General features: G+C 65.0%; 12 protein-coding genes. 6 read left to right on the top strand and 6 right to left on the bottom strand.

Annotated elements, in window-relative coordinates; translation table 11 throughout:
• Together ACO06O_RS20690 and cobM are read left to right on the top strand one after the other, a co-directional pair.
• Positions 1-384, top strand: a complete 384-nt coding sequence (locus tag ACO06O_RS20690; protein WP_421884328.1) for a GxxExxY protein — start codon at positions 1-3, stop codon at positions 382-384.
• A 61-nt stretch (positions 385-445) separates the two neighbouring features.
• Positions 446-1,204 carry a precorrin-4 C(11)-methyltransferase gene (gene cobM, locus ACO06O_RS20685; protein WP_421884325.1) on the top strand — a complete coding sequence of 253 codons (759 nt, stop codon included), beginning with the start codon at positions 446-448 and terminating at the stop codon, positions 1,202-1,204.
• Between the two features lie 102 nt (positions 1,205-1,306).
• On the opposite strand, the gene mobA is transcribed toward cobM, so the two are convergent.
• The 6 genes from mobA to ACO06O_RS20655 all read right to left on the bottom strand — a co-directional run bounded on the left by mobA (position 1,307) and on the right by ACO06O_RS20655 (position 5,240).
• Positions 1,307-1,924, bottom strand: a complete 618-nt coding sequence (gene mobA / locus ACO06O_RS20680) for a molybdenum cofactor guanylyltransferase MobA (protein ID WP_421884323.1) — start codon at positions 1,922-1,924, stop codon at positions 1,307-1,309.
• Positions 1,921-2,820, bottom strand: coding sequence for a diguanylate cyclase (locus ACO06O_RS20675; protein ID WP_421884321.1), 900 nt, complete (start codon positions 2,818-2,820; stop codon positions 1,921-1,923). The genes mobA and ACO06O_RS20675 overlap by 4 nt, the downstream gene beginning before the upstream one ends.
• Positions 2,810-3,691, bottom strand: a complete 882-nt coding sequence (gene fdhD, locus ACO06O_RS20670) for a formate dehydrogenase accessory sulfurtransferase FdhD (RefSeq protein WP_420419308.1) — start codon at positions 3,689-3,691, stop codon at positions 2,810-2,812. The genes ACO06O_RS20675 and fdhD overlap by 11 nt, the downstream gene beginning before the upstream one ends.
• 13 nt (positions 3,692-3,704) lie before the next feature.
• On the bottom strand, positions 3,705-4,205 hold the full coding sequence (locus tag ACO06O_RS20665) for a hypothetical protein (RefSeq protein ID WP_421884318.1): 501 nt from the start codon (positions 4,203-4,205) through the stop codon (positions 3,705-3,707).
• Positions 4,206-4,294: 89 nt separating this feature from the next.
• Complete coding sequence (locus ACO06O_RS20660) at positions 4,295-4,705, bottom strand: YybH family protein (protein ID WP_421884315.1); 411 nt, start codon at positions 4,703-4,705, stop codon at positions 4,295-4,297.
• 22 nt (positions 4,706-4,727) lie between these two features.
• Positions 4,728-5,240: a molybdopterin-guanine dinucleotide biosynthesis protein A gene (locus ACO06O_RS20655; RefSeq protein WP_421884313.1), complete on the bottom strand. Its 513-nt coding sequence runs from the start codon at positions 5,238-5,240 to the stop codon at positions 4,728-4,730.
• Between the two features lie 106 nt (positions 5,241-5,346).
• Here ACO06O_RS20655 and ACO06O_RS20650 point away from each other — a divergent pair, with 106 nt between their 5' ends.
• From ACO06O_RS20650 to ACO06O_RS20635, 4 genes are all read left to right on the top strand, one after another.
• The gene (locus ACO06O_RS20650) at positions 5,347-6,117 is read left to right on the top strand and encodes an NAD kinase (RefSeq protein WP_420419304.1); all 771 of its coding nucleotides are present in this window, start codon (positions 5,347-5,349) and stop codon (positions 6,115-6,117) included.
• Between the two features lie 66 nt (positions 6,118-6,183).
• Positions 6,184-6,840, top strand: a complete 657-nt coding sequence (locus tag ACO06O_RS20645; RefSeq protein ID WP_421884311.1) for a hypothetical protein — start codon at positions 6,184-6,186, stop codon at positions 6,838-6,840.
• Between the two features lie 13 nt (positions 6,841-6,853).
• Positions 6,854-9,076, top strand: coding sequence for an adenylate/guanylate cyclase domain-containing protein (locus ACO06O_RS20640; RefSeq protein ID WP_421884309.1), 2,223 nt, complete (start codon positions 6,854-6,856; stop codon positions 9,074-9,076).
• A 126-nt stretch (positions 9,077-9,202) separates the two neighbouring features.
• On the top strand, positions 9,203-12,394 hold the full coding sequence (locus ACO06O_RS20635) for an ABC transporter transmembrane domain-containing protein (RefSeq protein ID WP_421884307.1): 3,192 nt from the start codon (positions 9,203-9,205) through the stop codon (positions 12,392-12,394).
• The last annotated feature ends 10 nt before the right edge of the window (positions 12,395-12,404 follow it).

Below are 12,404 nucleotides of genomic sequence, written 5' to 3'. Positions count from 1 at the left end.
ATGGAGAATGAGATCGGCCGTTCCGTCGTCGACGCCGCCCTGACGGTTCACAAGGCTCTTGGCCCGGGGCTGCTGGAAAGTGCGTATGAGGCATGCCTGTGCCGCGAATTGGAGCTGCGCAATTGGCAGGTCGAGCGGCAGGTCGCGATCCCCATTCGATACCAGGATATCGAAGTGGATCAGGGGTATCGGCTCGACCTCCTGATCAACCGATTGGTCGTGGTCGAAATCAAATCGGTGGATAGGATCGTCGACGTCCACAGGGCACAGATTCTCAGTTACCTGAAACTCGGCGACTTCAAACTGGGCTTCCTCATCAATTTCAATTCGTCCCGAATCCGGGACGGCATTCAACGCTTCGTCAACGGGCTCGACGAGCGCTAGGGGCGCTTAGCGTCCTTGGCGTCATCCTTGGCGGCCTTAGCGGTTCTCTTGGAGGTATATCATGACCGTTCACTTTATCGGCGCAGGGCCGGGGTCGCCGGATCTGATCACGGTGCGGGGGCTGAGGCTGATCCAGTCCTGTCCGGTCTGTCTCTATGCCGGATCGCTGGTGCCCGAGGAAGTGGTGGCCGCCGCGCCGGACGGGGCGCGGGTGTTGGATACGGCGCCGATGAACCTGGAAGAGATCATCGCCGAGATCGAGGCCGCCCATGCCAAGGGTCAGGATGTCGCCCGGGTGCATTCCGGCGATCCGTCGATCTATGGCGCGACGGCGGAGCAGATGCGGCGGCTGGACGTGCTGGGCATTCCCTATGACGTGACGCCGGGCGTGTCGGCCTATGCCGCCGCCGCAGCCGCGCTGAAGACCGAACTGACCCTGGCGGGCGTCGGCCAGACGGTGATCCTAACCCGCACGGCGGTGCGCGCGTCGGGCATGCCGGAAGGCGAGGATCTGGAAACGCTGGGCCGCAGCCGCGCGACCCTGGCGATCCACCTGTCGGTCAACAATCTGGCCAAGGTCGTTCGGGAACTGGTGCCAAATTACGGCGAGGATTGCCCGGTCGTCGTCGCCTATCGCGTCGGTTGGCCGGACGAGGCCTTCATCCGCGGCACGCTGGGCGACATCCGCCCCAAGGTGAAGGCGGCAGGCTTCACCCGCACCGCGCTGATCCTGGTCGGCCGGGTGCTGGACCCGGAAGGCTTCGACGACAGCAAACTCTACGACGCCGCCCACCACCACGTGCTGCGCCCGAAGGCCTAAAACCCCTCACCCCGGCCCTCTCCCTGAGGGAGAGGGAGTCACACTGCAACGTTCGTAGAGCCCCTCTCCCCCCGGGAGAGGGGTTGGGGTGAGGGCCGGCGCCTAATCGTCCAGCTTGGCCAGCAATGCTTCCGCCTCGGCGAGGTCTTCCGGGCGGTTGGCGTTGAAGAATGGGTCGACCGGATGGGTCGAGAAATGGACGACGGCGAGGTCGTAGCGTGCGGTCCATTTGTCGACCTTGCGGATGTCTTCCTCGACCATGGCATGGCGCAGTTCCTCCGCCGCATCCACGGGCCAGAGGCCGACCACCGGATGATCCCGGCCCGCCGAGGCGGCACAGGCCATGTCCGCCCCGCCCTGCTCGACGGCGCTCAACAGGTTTTCGACCAGGTCCAGCGGCAGGAAGGGCGCGTCCGTCGGGAAGGTCGCGACATAGTCGCAATCCGGCGCTTCCTTGGCGGCCCATTCCAGGGCCGTCAGCACCCCGGCCAGGGGACCGGCGAAACCGTCGACCGCATCCGGCAGGACCGGCAGGCCGAATGCCGCGAAACGGGCGGGGTCGCCATTGGCATTCAGCGCCAGCGGCCCGACCTGGGGCCGGACGCGGTCGATGATCCGGGTCAGGATCGGGACGCCACCCAATTCCCGCATGCCCTTGTCGCCGCCGCCCATGCGCCGTGCCAAGCCACCCGCCAACAGCAATCCCGCAACCTTGGTCATTCGCTTCCCTTGCCTTCCGCATAGCCGACGACCCGGTTCCGGCCCGCCTGTTTGGCGCGATAGAGCGCTTCGTCCGCCTGTTCGATCACCTTTTTGAGCGGCACGCCACCGTCGATTTCGCAGTAGCCGAAGGATGCGGTGACCGGCAGTTCCTGGCCGTCCTGCAGCGGGATCGGCCGGTCGGCCAGCGCCTCGCGCAGGCGTTCCAGAACGCCCGCCGCCGTCGCCGGATCGGCATTGGGCAGGCAGAGCAGAAACTCCTCCCCGCCATAGCGGTAGATCAGGTCATAGGGCCGCATGCGCGACAGGAACCGCCCGGCCGTCGCCGCTAGAACCTCATCGCCGATCGCATGCCCATAGGTGTCGTTGACCTTCTTGAAATGGTCGATATCGGTCAGCGCCAGGCAGCAGGGCGTCTTTGACCGGACCGCGCGTTCGTATTCCGCCGCCAGTTCGGCATTCATCGTCGTCCGATTGCTGAGCCCGGTCAGCGGATCCAGGTCCGAGACCGCCTTGCGGAAGGCGTCGCGAATGCGCCGCGCGCGCGTCAGGAACTCGTCGGCCTTGTCGATGACGTCGTCATATTCCGCCGGATCCGCGTCCCGCGCGGTGTCGGCAGCAACCAGCCGGGCGGCCCGGTGCATGTCCAGATAGCTCTGCCAAAGCTCGCGGAAGGCCGATTGCGACAACAGCGGATCGTCGCGATGGTCGTCATGCCAGCGCCCGAATTGCGTCAGCTCGTCCGACCGCGGGTCGACCAGGTCCGGTTCGGCGGGAATGCGGCAGACAAGCGCCCGGTGCCAGCGCGTCATCCAACGCCCCTGCTCCTCGATCGCCGCGTCGACGGCACGCAGGATATCGGCGGGGACCAGCGGTTTCGCGCCGTCAGGCTGCATCCGGCGGCAAGCTCCCCTTGCGGCGCAGGCGGGCGGGTTCTTCCTCGCCCTCCTCCGCCGTGGCGTCGAAGACGATCCGGTCGAGACCGGCCAGCGCGGTGAACCGCCGGCCGCGCGCCCGGCCGATCAGGGTCAGATTGGTTTCCCGCGCCAGTTCGACCCCCCAGGCGGTGAAGCCGGAGCGCGAGATCAGGATCGGGATGCCCATCTGCACCGTCTTGATGACCATTTCGGAGGTCAGGCGGCCGGTCGTGTAGAAGATCTTGTCGGCGGCGGAGATGCCGTTCAGGAACATATAGCCGGCGATCTTGTCGACGGCGTTGTGGCGGCCGACATCTTCCATATAGACCAGCGGCCGGTCTTCCTGACACAGCACGCAGCCATGGATCGCCCCGGCCTGAAGATAGAGGCTGTCCGTCGTGTTGATCGCCTTGGTCAGGGTCTGCAGCCACGACGTCCGCAGCACGGCACCCGCCGGCAGTTTCGTGTCCTCGATCTTTTCCATCAGATCGCCGAACACCGTGCCCTGGGCGCAGCCGGAGGTGCGGACCTTCTTCTTCAGCTTCTCTTCGTAATTCGTCTCGCGCTCCGTCCGGACGATGACGGTTTCCAGGTCCTCGTCATAATCGATGCCGGTGATCACATCGTCCTGGCGCAGCATGTTCTGGTTCAACAGATAGCCGACGGCCAGATAGTCCGGGTAATCGCCGATCGTCATATTGGTGACGATTTCCTGCCCGTTCAGGAACAGGGTCAGCGGCCGTTCCACGACCACGGATGTATCGACCGGATTGCCGTCCTGATCGATGCCGTCGACCTGACGGGTCAGTTTCGGATCGGCCGGATCGGGCCCCAGAATGTAATCGGTCATTGCAGCCCCGGTATCAGCCGCCGGCGCCGGTCTGGGCGCGGATGGCTTTCGCGACTTTTTCCGGATCCTCGAAACTGTCGCCGACGCGCACGTCGATCGATCGGATGACCCGGTCGCAGCGTACATTTGCCGCCGCGCAGGCCGCGACTTTCAGCTTCGGATGATAGAACCCGCCGCGCGAAATCGTCCGCACGGAACCGGGATTATACAGGTTCGAATATTCGCAATACCAGCCCGGCACCGAATAGACACCGGAACCGGAAATGATGCGATAGCAGATCAACGCGGCGACCGTCGCGTTGCACAGATTCTTCGCGGTGATGGTACGGATGCCGCTGTCGTTGACTTCGCGCACATCCATGCATCGGGACGCGTTATAGAAATCCTGGGCGAATTCCGTCTTTGTCTGGGCGGCCGCCGGTCCGGCCGGCAGGCCGGTCATCATGGCAACCAGCGCCCCGGCCGTCAGACCGGCCCATAGCGACAACGCGGCACGCTTTGCGACTCGTCGCATCGTCTTCTCCATTCCTGCCCCTTTACCGGTATCCAGCTTAACCCATGGAAGACGTTGGGCAAAGTTCGGATCACCGTAAATTGACGCCGTTAGTTGACGCTTTGCCCGGGTTCGGATTCGGGATCGGGCGGCGCGCCGCGCACCGGCCCGGCCTGATGGTGGATGACCCGCCAACCGTCCCCTTCCCGTCGGAACAGGTTGGTCGCAATCAGATATTCGCCGCCGATCTCCTCCCAGCAGATCACCGCGCCGCCGTCCGGTCCCATCCGCACCACGCGGGGCGCGACGCAGCGCACCGGCGGCGGGGCTTGCAGGATCGCCTTCCAACTCGCCAGGACGCGGTTGCGGCCGAACAGCGGCTCCCATCCCGGATGCAGGCAGCAGATCTCCCCCGCCTCGCCCCACAGGCGCGCCATTTCGTCGGCGTCGCCCCCCGCGAAAGCGGCATAAAAGCGCTCGTTGGTGAACAGGATCTCCGCGTCGTCCCGGTCGGTCGTCACGGCCGCATCTCCCGCCATCCGCCTATTGAACCGGGGGGTCGAGATAGATGCGGTGCGACACTTCCCGGCCGTCCGACACCGTCACCTGTTCGAAGCCGATCAGATAGATCAGGTCCAGAAAAGTCAGGTTTTCCGGGTGCGGGTGACTGTTGAAAGCGGGGCTGGACCGGGCATAGGCGGTCAGCATGGCCAGAAGCGCACGCAGCCGATACAGCGTGTTGAAGGCGTCGTCCTGCAATCCGACAATGATCAACTTCTCCGCGTCATTGCCCTTGGCAAAGATCGCGAAGCGCGGCGGCGACGGCGCGGCCAGCATCTGGGCCGTCAATCCCGTGGTGAAGGCGATCCGGGTCCGGCGGTCCGCCTTGCCCGCATTGGCGACGCGGGCGGCATAGCGTTCCTCGGTCTGCGGCGAGGGATAGTAATAGCCGTCATGGCGTTGGCTTTCGGCGCGCGCTGCACTTGAAACCAAGGTCAAGATCGCGGCGCAGACCAGCGCCAGCCCGATCCGGCGCGGCGCAACTGATTGGAACATACGGCGTTTCCCCCTGTCCGAATTTCCTCTAGTGTGGCCGCGACACGGGACGCCTGGCAAGCACGCATGGGCGGTTTCTTGGAGGAAAACAGGGAAGACCGACCCGATGGCGGACCCGAAACTCGCCTTTGTCGCGTCCGATGCCCCGCGCGCAAAGGAAGCGCTGTCGCGCCTGCGCCGGACCTTTCCGGGCGTCGACGATCCAAAGGATGCCGACGTCATCGTCGCGCTGGGCGGCGACGGCTTCATGCTGCACACCCTGCGGACCTTCATCGGCAGCGGCAAACCGATCTATGGCATGAACCGTGGCACGGTCGGGTTCCTGATGAACGAATTCGTGCACGAATCCCTGATGGAGCGGATCAAGGGGGCGGTCGCCTTGCGCCTGCACCCGCTGCGCATGCGCGCCACCCGGGCCAGCGGCGAGACCGTCGAGGCGCTGGCGATCAACGAGGTTTCGATATTCCGCGAAACCCGTCAGGCGGCGAAGATCGACATCCGCGTCGACGGGGTCGCGCGGCTGAACGGATTGGTCTGCGATGGGGTGCTATTGGCCACGCCGGCGGGCAGCACGGCCTATAACCTGTCGGCGCATGGGCCGATCGTGCCGCTGGGCGCGGGCGTCCTGGCCCTGACGCCGATCAGCGCCTTCCGGCCCCGGCGCTGGCGCGGCGCGCTGCTGCCGCAATCGGCGAAGGTCGAGTTCGAGATCCGCGATACCAAGAAGCGCCCGGTCAGCGCCGTGGCGGATTCCGCCGAAGTGCGGAATGTGCGCCATGTGGAAATCGTCGAAGACCGCGAGATGGCGGCGACGATCCTGTTCGATCCCGAGCATAATCTGGAAGAAAGAATCCTGAAGGAGCAATTTGCCACCTGACCCTGCTATAGTGATCGGGGACGGGATGGGCGAAACGCGACACGAGGAGGCGGAAGGGCAATGGACATGCGACGGGCTGGCGCGGCGGCGCTGCTGATCGGATCGATGATCGTCGCCGGCCCCGCGCTGGCCGGGGAACCGTCCGCGATGGTGGAGGACATTTCCAGCAGCCGCGACGATGTGCAGATGATGGACTATCTGGAGCCCGGCCAAACGATCACGCTGGCGCCGGGCGAAATCCTGACCCTCGGCTATTTCCTGAGCTGCGCCCAGGAAACGATCACCGGCGGCACGGTCACGATCGGCGACATGCAAAGCGACGTGTCGGGCGGAACGGTCGAAACCGCCTATGTGTCCTGCGACGATCAGGTCGTCACCCTGTCCGCCAGCCAGCAGCAGGAAGCCGGCACGACGGTCATGCGGCCGGGCAATCCCTGCGACAGTCTTGTCCCCGATGTCGTCGTCTATGATGTCAGCCCGCTGGTCCGCCTGACCGAGCCGGCCGCGTCGGTGGAATATGTCGACGCCTGTTCGGCGGGAACCGGACAATGGACGACGATCGGTGCGGCGGAGGGTCTGGCCGACTTCCGGACAGCGGGAATCGCCCTGGTCCCGGGCCAGACCTATCTGATCCGGCGCGGCGACCGGACGTTGACCGTCCTGGTCTCCAAACTGGCCGAGGCCCAGGCGGTCGCCCTGATCGCCCGTCTGGTTCCACTCTGACGGCCGGCGGATCTTGCGCGCAGACGGGGAAACACGGGCCGCCCGGCGACGCCCACCGCGGCATGGCCGCGCGGTTCTGGCCTGCCTGACAGCCGCCCTTTGTGCATCCCTGATCACGGCGATACCGGGGTTCGACCGGTTCCATCCGATCGATGAGGATATCCTGTTACTGGTGCGTCAGATCGTGGCGCCGCGCGACACCGCGCCGGACGCCAGTCCGGTGGCCGTGGTCGCGATCACACCCGAAACCTTTACCGCACCGGGCCTATCCGGCATTCCGCGCATTCTGTGGACGGACCAGATGGCCAAGGTGCAGGCCAAAGTGCTGGAGGCCGGGGCGACGGTCTTCGCCTGGGACGTGATCCTGCAGAACAGCGCCGCCAAATCGATGACCGGTATCCTGGGCGGGCGGGTCGACCTGGATGCCGGGGCGGAACGTGCCCTGCGGCGTCTGGACCGCGACCTTCTGATCGGCATGAAGACCTATGGCCGCGACCAGGGGCGCGTCGTTCTGGGATATGCCGATCTGGCCCAGGGGCCGGTGCTGCCGCATCAGGGGCTGCGCCAGATGATCGGGCGCGGGTCGGCGCTGCATTCCGTCAACGCCTATGTCGATCCGGATGGGATCGTGCGCGGTGTTCCGCTGGTGGCCCCCACGGACGACGGCACGGAACATGTCTTCTTCGCCCTGGAGGTCGCGCGCCGGCATAGCGGACTGGATCACGCCTGGTCGCCGCCGGATGGTTTCGAATTCGGCGGACGGCGCGTTCCGGTACTGGCGGAAACGGGATCGGGCACCAATATGCTGGTGAATTTCGACCCGTCCCCGGGCGCGGTACCGTCCTTTACCTTCCACGATATCCTGGCTTGCGACGACGCAGAGTATCTGCGCCGGGCCTTCGAGGGACGCGCGGTTCTGTTCGGGTTTGTCACCGATCTGGAGGACCGCAAACTGATGTCGAACCGCTTCGTGCGCCATGCGGATTTCGACGGTGCGCCGATTGCCTGCGACGGGTCGCCGGCGCCGGTCGCCGCCATCGCGCGCAACACCGAATCCGGCGTCTATCTGCATGCCCAGGCGGTGCGCAACCTGCTGGACGGCGATGCCGTCGCGCGGCCGGGAACAGGCATTCGACTGACCGCCGCCTTCGCGCTGGCCCTGGCGGCGGCGGGAGTGGCGGCCTTTCGCCGCCCCCCCGTCGCCCTGGCGGCGACCGTCGGGCTGATCGCGCTTTACGGCGTGATCGCGGGGATCGTCTTCGCGGACGGCACCGTCCTGCCGCTGACCGATCCGGGCGCGGCCGCTCTGCTGGCCTTGGGCGGGATGATCGGCTTCCGTTTCGTGACCGCCGACCAGGAACGCCGCCAGGTACGCAATACCTTCTCGCAATATCTCGACCGCAAGGTCATCGAGGCGATGATCGACGCGGGCGACGTTCCGGAACTGGGCGGGGAAAGCCGCGAACTGTCCTGCTTCTTTTCGGATATCGAAGCGTTTTCCAGCATTTCCGAGAAGATGGGGCCGCCGGAGCTGGTCGCCTTCCTGAACGAATATTTCAAGGTCATCGGCCGGGCGATCGAATCCCATGGCGGGATCATCGAACGGTTTCTGGGCGATGCCGTCTGTTCCGTTTTCGGGGCGCCGGTGCGCGATGAAAACCATGCCGCCAACGCCGTGCGCTGCGCCCTGGCCATTGATCGCGGCCTGGCGGCGGCCCAGGATCGGTTCGATGTGCCCGAAGGCCGGGTGGTGCGGACCCGGATCGGCATCAATACCGGTTTCATGACCGCCGGCAATGTTGGGGCGGAACGGCGCAAGACCTATACGGTGATGGGCGATTCCGTGAATCTGGCCGCACGGCTGGAAAGCGTGAACAAGCAGTACGGCACCCTGTTGATGGCGGGGGAAGACACCGTGACCGCGACCGGCGGCCTGTTCGAATGGCGCATGATCGACCGCGTCAGGGTCGTCGGCCGAGACACGCCGGTCGGGCTTTACGAACCGCTGGGCGAGGCGAGCACGGTCGCGGCGGATGTCCTGGCGCTGCGCGACGCCTATGAAGCGGCGCTGCGCCAGTTCCAGTCGGGAGATTTCGCCGGCGCGCGCGCGGCGTTTCAAACCCTGGCGGATCGCGGCGACATGGCATCACGAAAGGCGGTCGCGCGCTGCGACGCGCGGCTGGCGGACCCGCCGCCGCCGGGCTGGGACGGCGTCACGGACCTGACGAAGAAATGAGCGAGACCGGGGCGATACTCTTGACTAGGCGGGAACGATTGGTCGCAATGGTCGGCAACGCAGGTGGCGGAGTTTGGGGAAACCCGGTACCGGTCGGAGCGGTTACCGCTGGGGGGCAGTTCAGTCATGCATAAGTCGATGTACGGCTATATCTGGGCGTACTCGAAGCGCGAGCAATTGCTCGCGTTGGCGCTGACGGCCATCTCCTTCCCCTTCCTGTACTTCTCCTTCGACCTGCCGAAGACCATCGTCAACCGGGCGATCAAGGATCCAAGCCAGGCGAATGACCCCGGCGTCCCGGTTCCGGAAGAGGTCGTTCCGGTCGAGATTTTCGGCTTCAACTTCACCGAGCTGTTCGGGATCGAGATGGAGCGATTGCCCTATCTCTTCCTGCTTTGCGCGCTGTTTCTGATCCTGGTCTGCGTCAATGGCGCCTTCAAGATGCGGATCAACACCTATAAGGGGATCATGGCGGAGCGCCTGCTGCGCCGCCTGCGCTTCATCCTGATCGAGCGCACCCTACGCTTCCCCCTGCCGCAGTTCCAGAAGACGTCGTCGGGCGAGGTCGTGACCATGGTCACGGCGGAGGTCGAACCGCTGGGCGGGTTCTTCGGCGACGCCATCGTCCTGCTGGCCTTCCAGGGCGGCACCTTCCTGACGATCATCGCCTTCCTGTTCGTACAGGATCCGATGATGGGGCTGGCCGCGACGGCCCTGGTCCCGGTTCAGGGCTACATCATCCCGAAGCTGCAAAAGAAGATCAATCAGCTCGGCAAGGAGCGGGTGAAGCACGTCCGCAAACTGTCGAACCGGATCGGCGAGGTTGTCGGCGGCGTCCAGGACGTGCGCGCGCACGACAATACCGGCTATGTCCTGTCCGGCATCTCGCGCAGCCTGGGCAAAATCTTCTGGGTCCGGCTGGAGATCTACGAACGCAAGTTCTTCATGAAGTTCGTGAACAACTTCATCAACCAGATGACGCCGTTCCTGTTCTATGCCATCGGCGGCTATCTGGTGCTGTTCGGCGATCTGTCGATCGGGGCGCTGGTCGCCGCCCTGGCCGCCTACAAGGATCTTGCCGCGCCATGGAAAGAACTGCTGGGCTGGTATCAGCGGCTGGCGGATTCCAAGATCAAATACGACCAGCTGATCAGCCAGTTCGAACCGCCGGGCATGCTGCCCGAAAGCCTGCAGCGCGACCCGCCCAAGGAACTGCCGCGTCTGACCGGCACGGTCGAGGCGAACGGCCTGACCTGGGCCGACGAGGACGGTGTCCGGGTCATCGACAATTCCAGCTTCACGGTCAATCAGGGCGAGGCGATCGCCGTGGTCACCCCGAACGGCACGGCGAAGGAAATCTTCGCCCGATTGATGGCGCGGGTGCTGATGCCGACCGGCGGCAGCCTGACCATCGGCGGGGAGAATGTCGAAAAGCTGCACGAGGCAGTGACCGGCGCGCGCATCGGCTATGTCGTCAGCGACCCGATCTTCTTCAACGAATCCATCGCGGACAATCTGCTGCTGGGTCTGCGGCGTCTGCCGCCGACGGCCGAACTGGAAAGCGAGCAGGCGGACGAAGGCCGCATGAAGGAGATCGAAGAGGCCGTGGCGTCGGGCAACAGCCCGTTCAGCCCGTCCGCCGATTGGATCGACTATGCCAGCGCGGGGGCGGAGGACCGGACCGGCGTTCTGGACAAGGCGGTCGGCCTGTTCGAGGCGGTCGAGCTGAAGGACGATATGTACGCGCTGGGCCTGCGGCAGAGCATCGATCCGACGATGGTGCCGGACCTGGCGGAACAGATCGGCGCGGCGCGGTTGCACATTCGCGAGCTGTTGGATTCGCGCGGCATGGACGATCTGGTCCAGGCTTATGACTTCGACCGGTTCAACACCTATGCCTCGGTCGCCGGCAACATGATCTTCGGCAAGCCGGTGAAGCCGGAATGGGAATACGAGAATTGGCCGAAGAACAAGATCATCCGCGCGATGATGGAAAAGCACGGCCTGATCGACGATTTCTTCGATATCGGCCTGCGCAGCGCCGAATTGATCGTCGACCTGTTCCGCGACGTCCCGCCCGGCCATTCCTTCTTCGACCAATACAGCTTCGTCAACGAGGACGTGCTGCCCGAATTGAAGGTGGTGATCCGCAAGATCCAGAAGGAAGGCGGCGTCGGTGAACTGACCGCGTCGGAGCGGCAGCTGATCATCACCCTGCCGCTGAACTTGAACCTGCAGCGCCACCGTCTGGGCCTGATCGACGATGCGATGCAGCAGCGCCTGGTCGATCTGCGCCACGACCTGCATGAATCCCATCCGGAGGTCTTCGGACCCGGCGGCGGTGTCGACCCGTATCGCGACGATCAGATCAACCGGGGTCTCAGCATCCTGGACAACATGCTGTTCGGCCGCATCGTCCATGGCCGTGCCGACGCCATGGAGAAGGTCGGCGCGCTGGTGCAGGAGGTCGCCCGCGATCTGGGTCTGGAGAACGCCATCCTGCGCACCGCCCTGAACTTCCCGGTCGGGATCGGCGGCGGGCGGCTGTCCGGCATTCAACGCCAGAAGCTGAATGCGGTGCGGGTCGCCCTGAAACGCCCCGACATCCTGGTCATCGCAGATGGGCTGAACAATATCGAGCCGGGCCAGCGCAAGCGGATCGCGACGAAACTGCACGAGGCGCTGGACGGCACGACCCAGATCTGGGTCGGGTCTTCGCCCCAGGACGGGATCGAGTTCGCCCGCACTTTCGATATCCGCAACGGCCGGGTTCAGACCTCGTCCGACGGGGAACCGGGCGGGGCGGAAGAGTCACGCGCCGCCCCGGCCGCCACCGCCAAGGCCAGCGAGGCGTTGAGCGCGGAGGCAAGGCTGCTGCAGGAATTGCCGCTATTCTCAAATCTGGACGCGACGAAGCTGAAGTTCCTGGCCTTTACCAGCGAGCGCATGACCTACAAGCCGGGCGAAATCCTGATGCAGCAGGGCGATGACGGCGAGGACGCCTATGTCATTCTGGACGGCGCGGCGGAGGTCGTGATCGAAACCGAGGAGTCCGAACAGGTCCTGTTCGAACTGGGCGCCAACAAGCTGGTCGGCGAACTGGCGCTGCTGTGCGATTCGAAACGCACGGCCACCGTCCGCGCCCGCATTACCACGACGGCCCTGCGATTGAACCGGGAAGTCTTCTCGGAAATGGCCCGCCAGGACCCGCAATTCGCCTTCGAAATGACCCGCGAACTGGGCCGCCGCCTGATCCTGACCACCAGCGAATTGAACCGTGCCCGGAACGAGCTGGTACATGCCCAGCACGATGATTAGGAGACGCGGG

It is taken from the genome of Pacificispira sp. (genome assembly GCF_965228185.1).
Taxonomy (GTDB): Bacteria; Pseudomonadota; Alphaproteobacteria; order UBA8366; family Aestuariispiraceae; genus Pacificispira.
This window is presented reverse-complemented; position numbering and strand designations above follow the sequence as displayed.

Excerpts from the sequence above, each read along its gene's own strand:
- ACO06O_RS20675 (WP_421884321.1), bottom strand. The coding sequence starts at position 2,820 with ATGCAGCCTGACGGCGCGAAACCGCTGGTCCCCGCCGATATCCTGCGT.
- cobM (WP_421884325.1), top strand. The coding sequence starts at position 446 with ATGACCGTTCACTTTATCGGCGCAGGGCCGGGGTCGCCGGATCTGATC.
- mobA (WP_421884323.1), bottom strand. The coding sequence starts at position 1,924 with ATGACCAAGGTTGCGGGATTGCTGTTGGCGGGTGGCTTGGCACGGCGC.
- ACO06O_RS20655 (WP_421884313.1), bottom strand. The coding sequence starts at position 5,240 with ATGTTCCAATCAGTTGCGCCGCGCCGGATCGGGCTGGCGCTGGTCTGC.
- ACO06O_RS20650 (WP_420419304.1), top strand. The coding sequence starts at position 5,347 with ATGGCGGACCCGAAACTCGCCTTTGTCGCGTCCGATGCCCCGCGCGCA.
- fdhD (WP_420419308.1), bottom strand. The coding sequence starts at position 3,691 with ATGACCGATTACATTCTGGGGCCCGATCCGGCCGATCCGAAACTGACC.
- ACO06O_RS20645 (WP_421884311.1), top strand. The coding sequence starts at position 6,184 with ATGCGACGGGCTGGCGCGGCGGCGCTGCTGATCGGATCGATGATCGTC.
- ACO06O_RS20635 (WP_421884307.1), top strand. The coding sequence starts at position 9,203 with ATGCATAAGTCGATGTACGGCTATATCTGGGCGTACTCGAAGCGCGAG.
- ACO06O_RS20665 (WP_421884318.1), bottom strand. The coding sequence starts at position 4,205 with ATGCGACGAGTCGCAAAGCGTGCCGCGTTGTCGCTATGGGCCGGTCTG.
- ACO06O_RS20690 (WP_421884328.1), top strand. The coding sequence starts at position 1 with ATGGAGAATGAGATCGGCCGTTCCGTCGTCGACGCCGCCCTGACGGTT.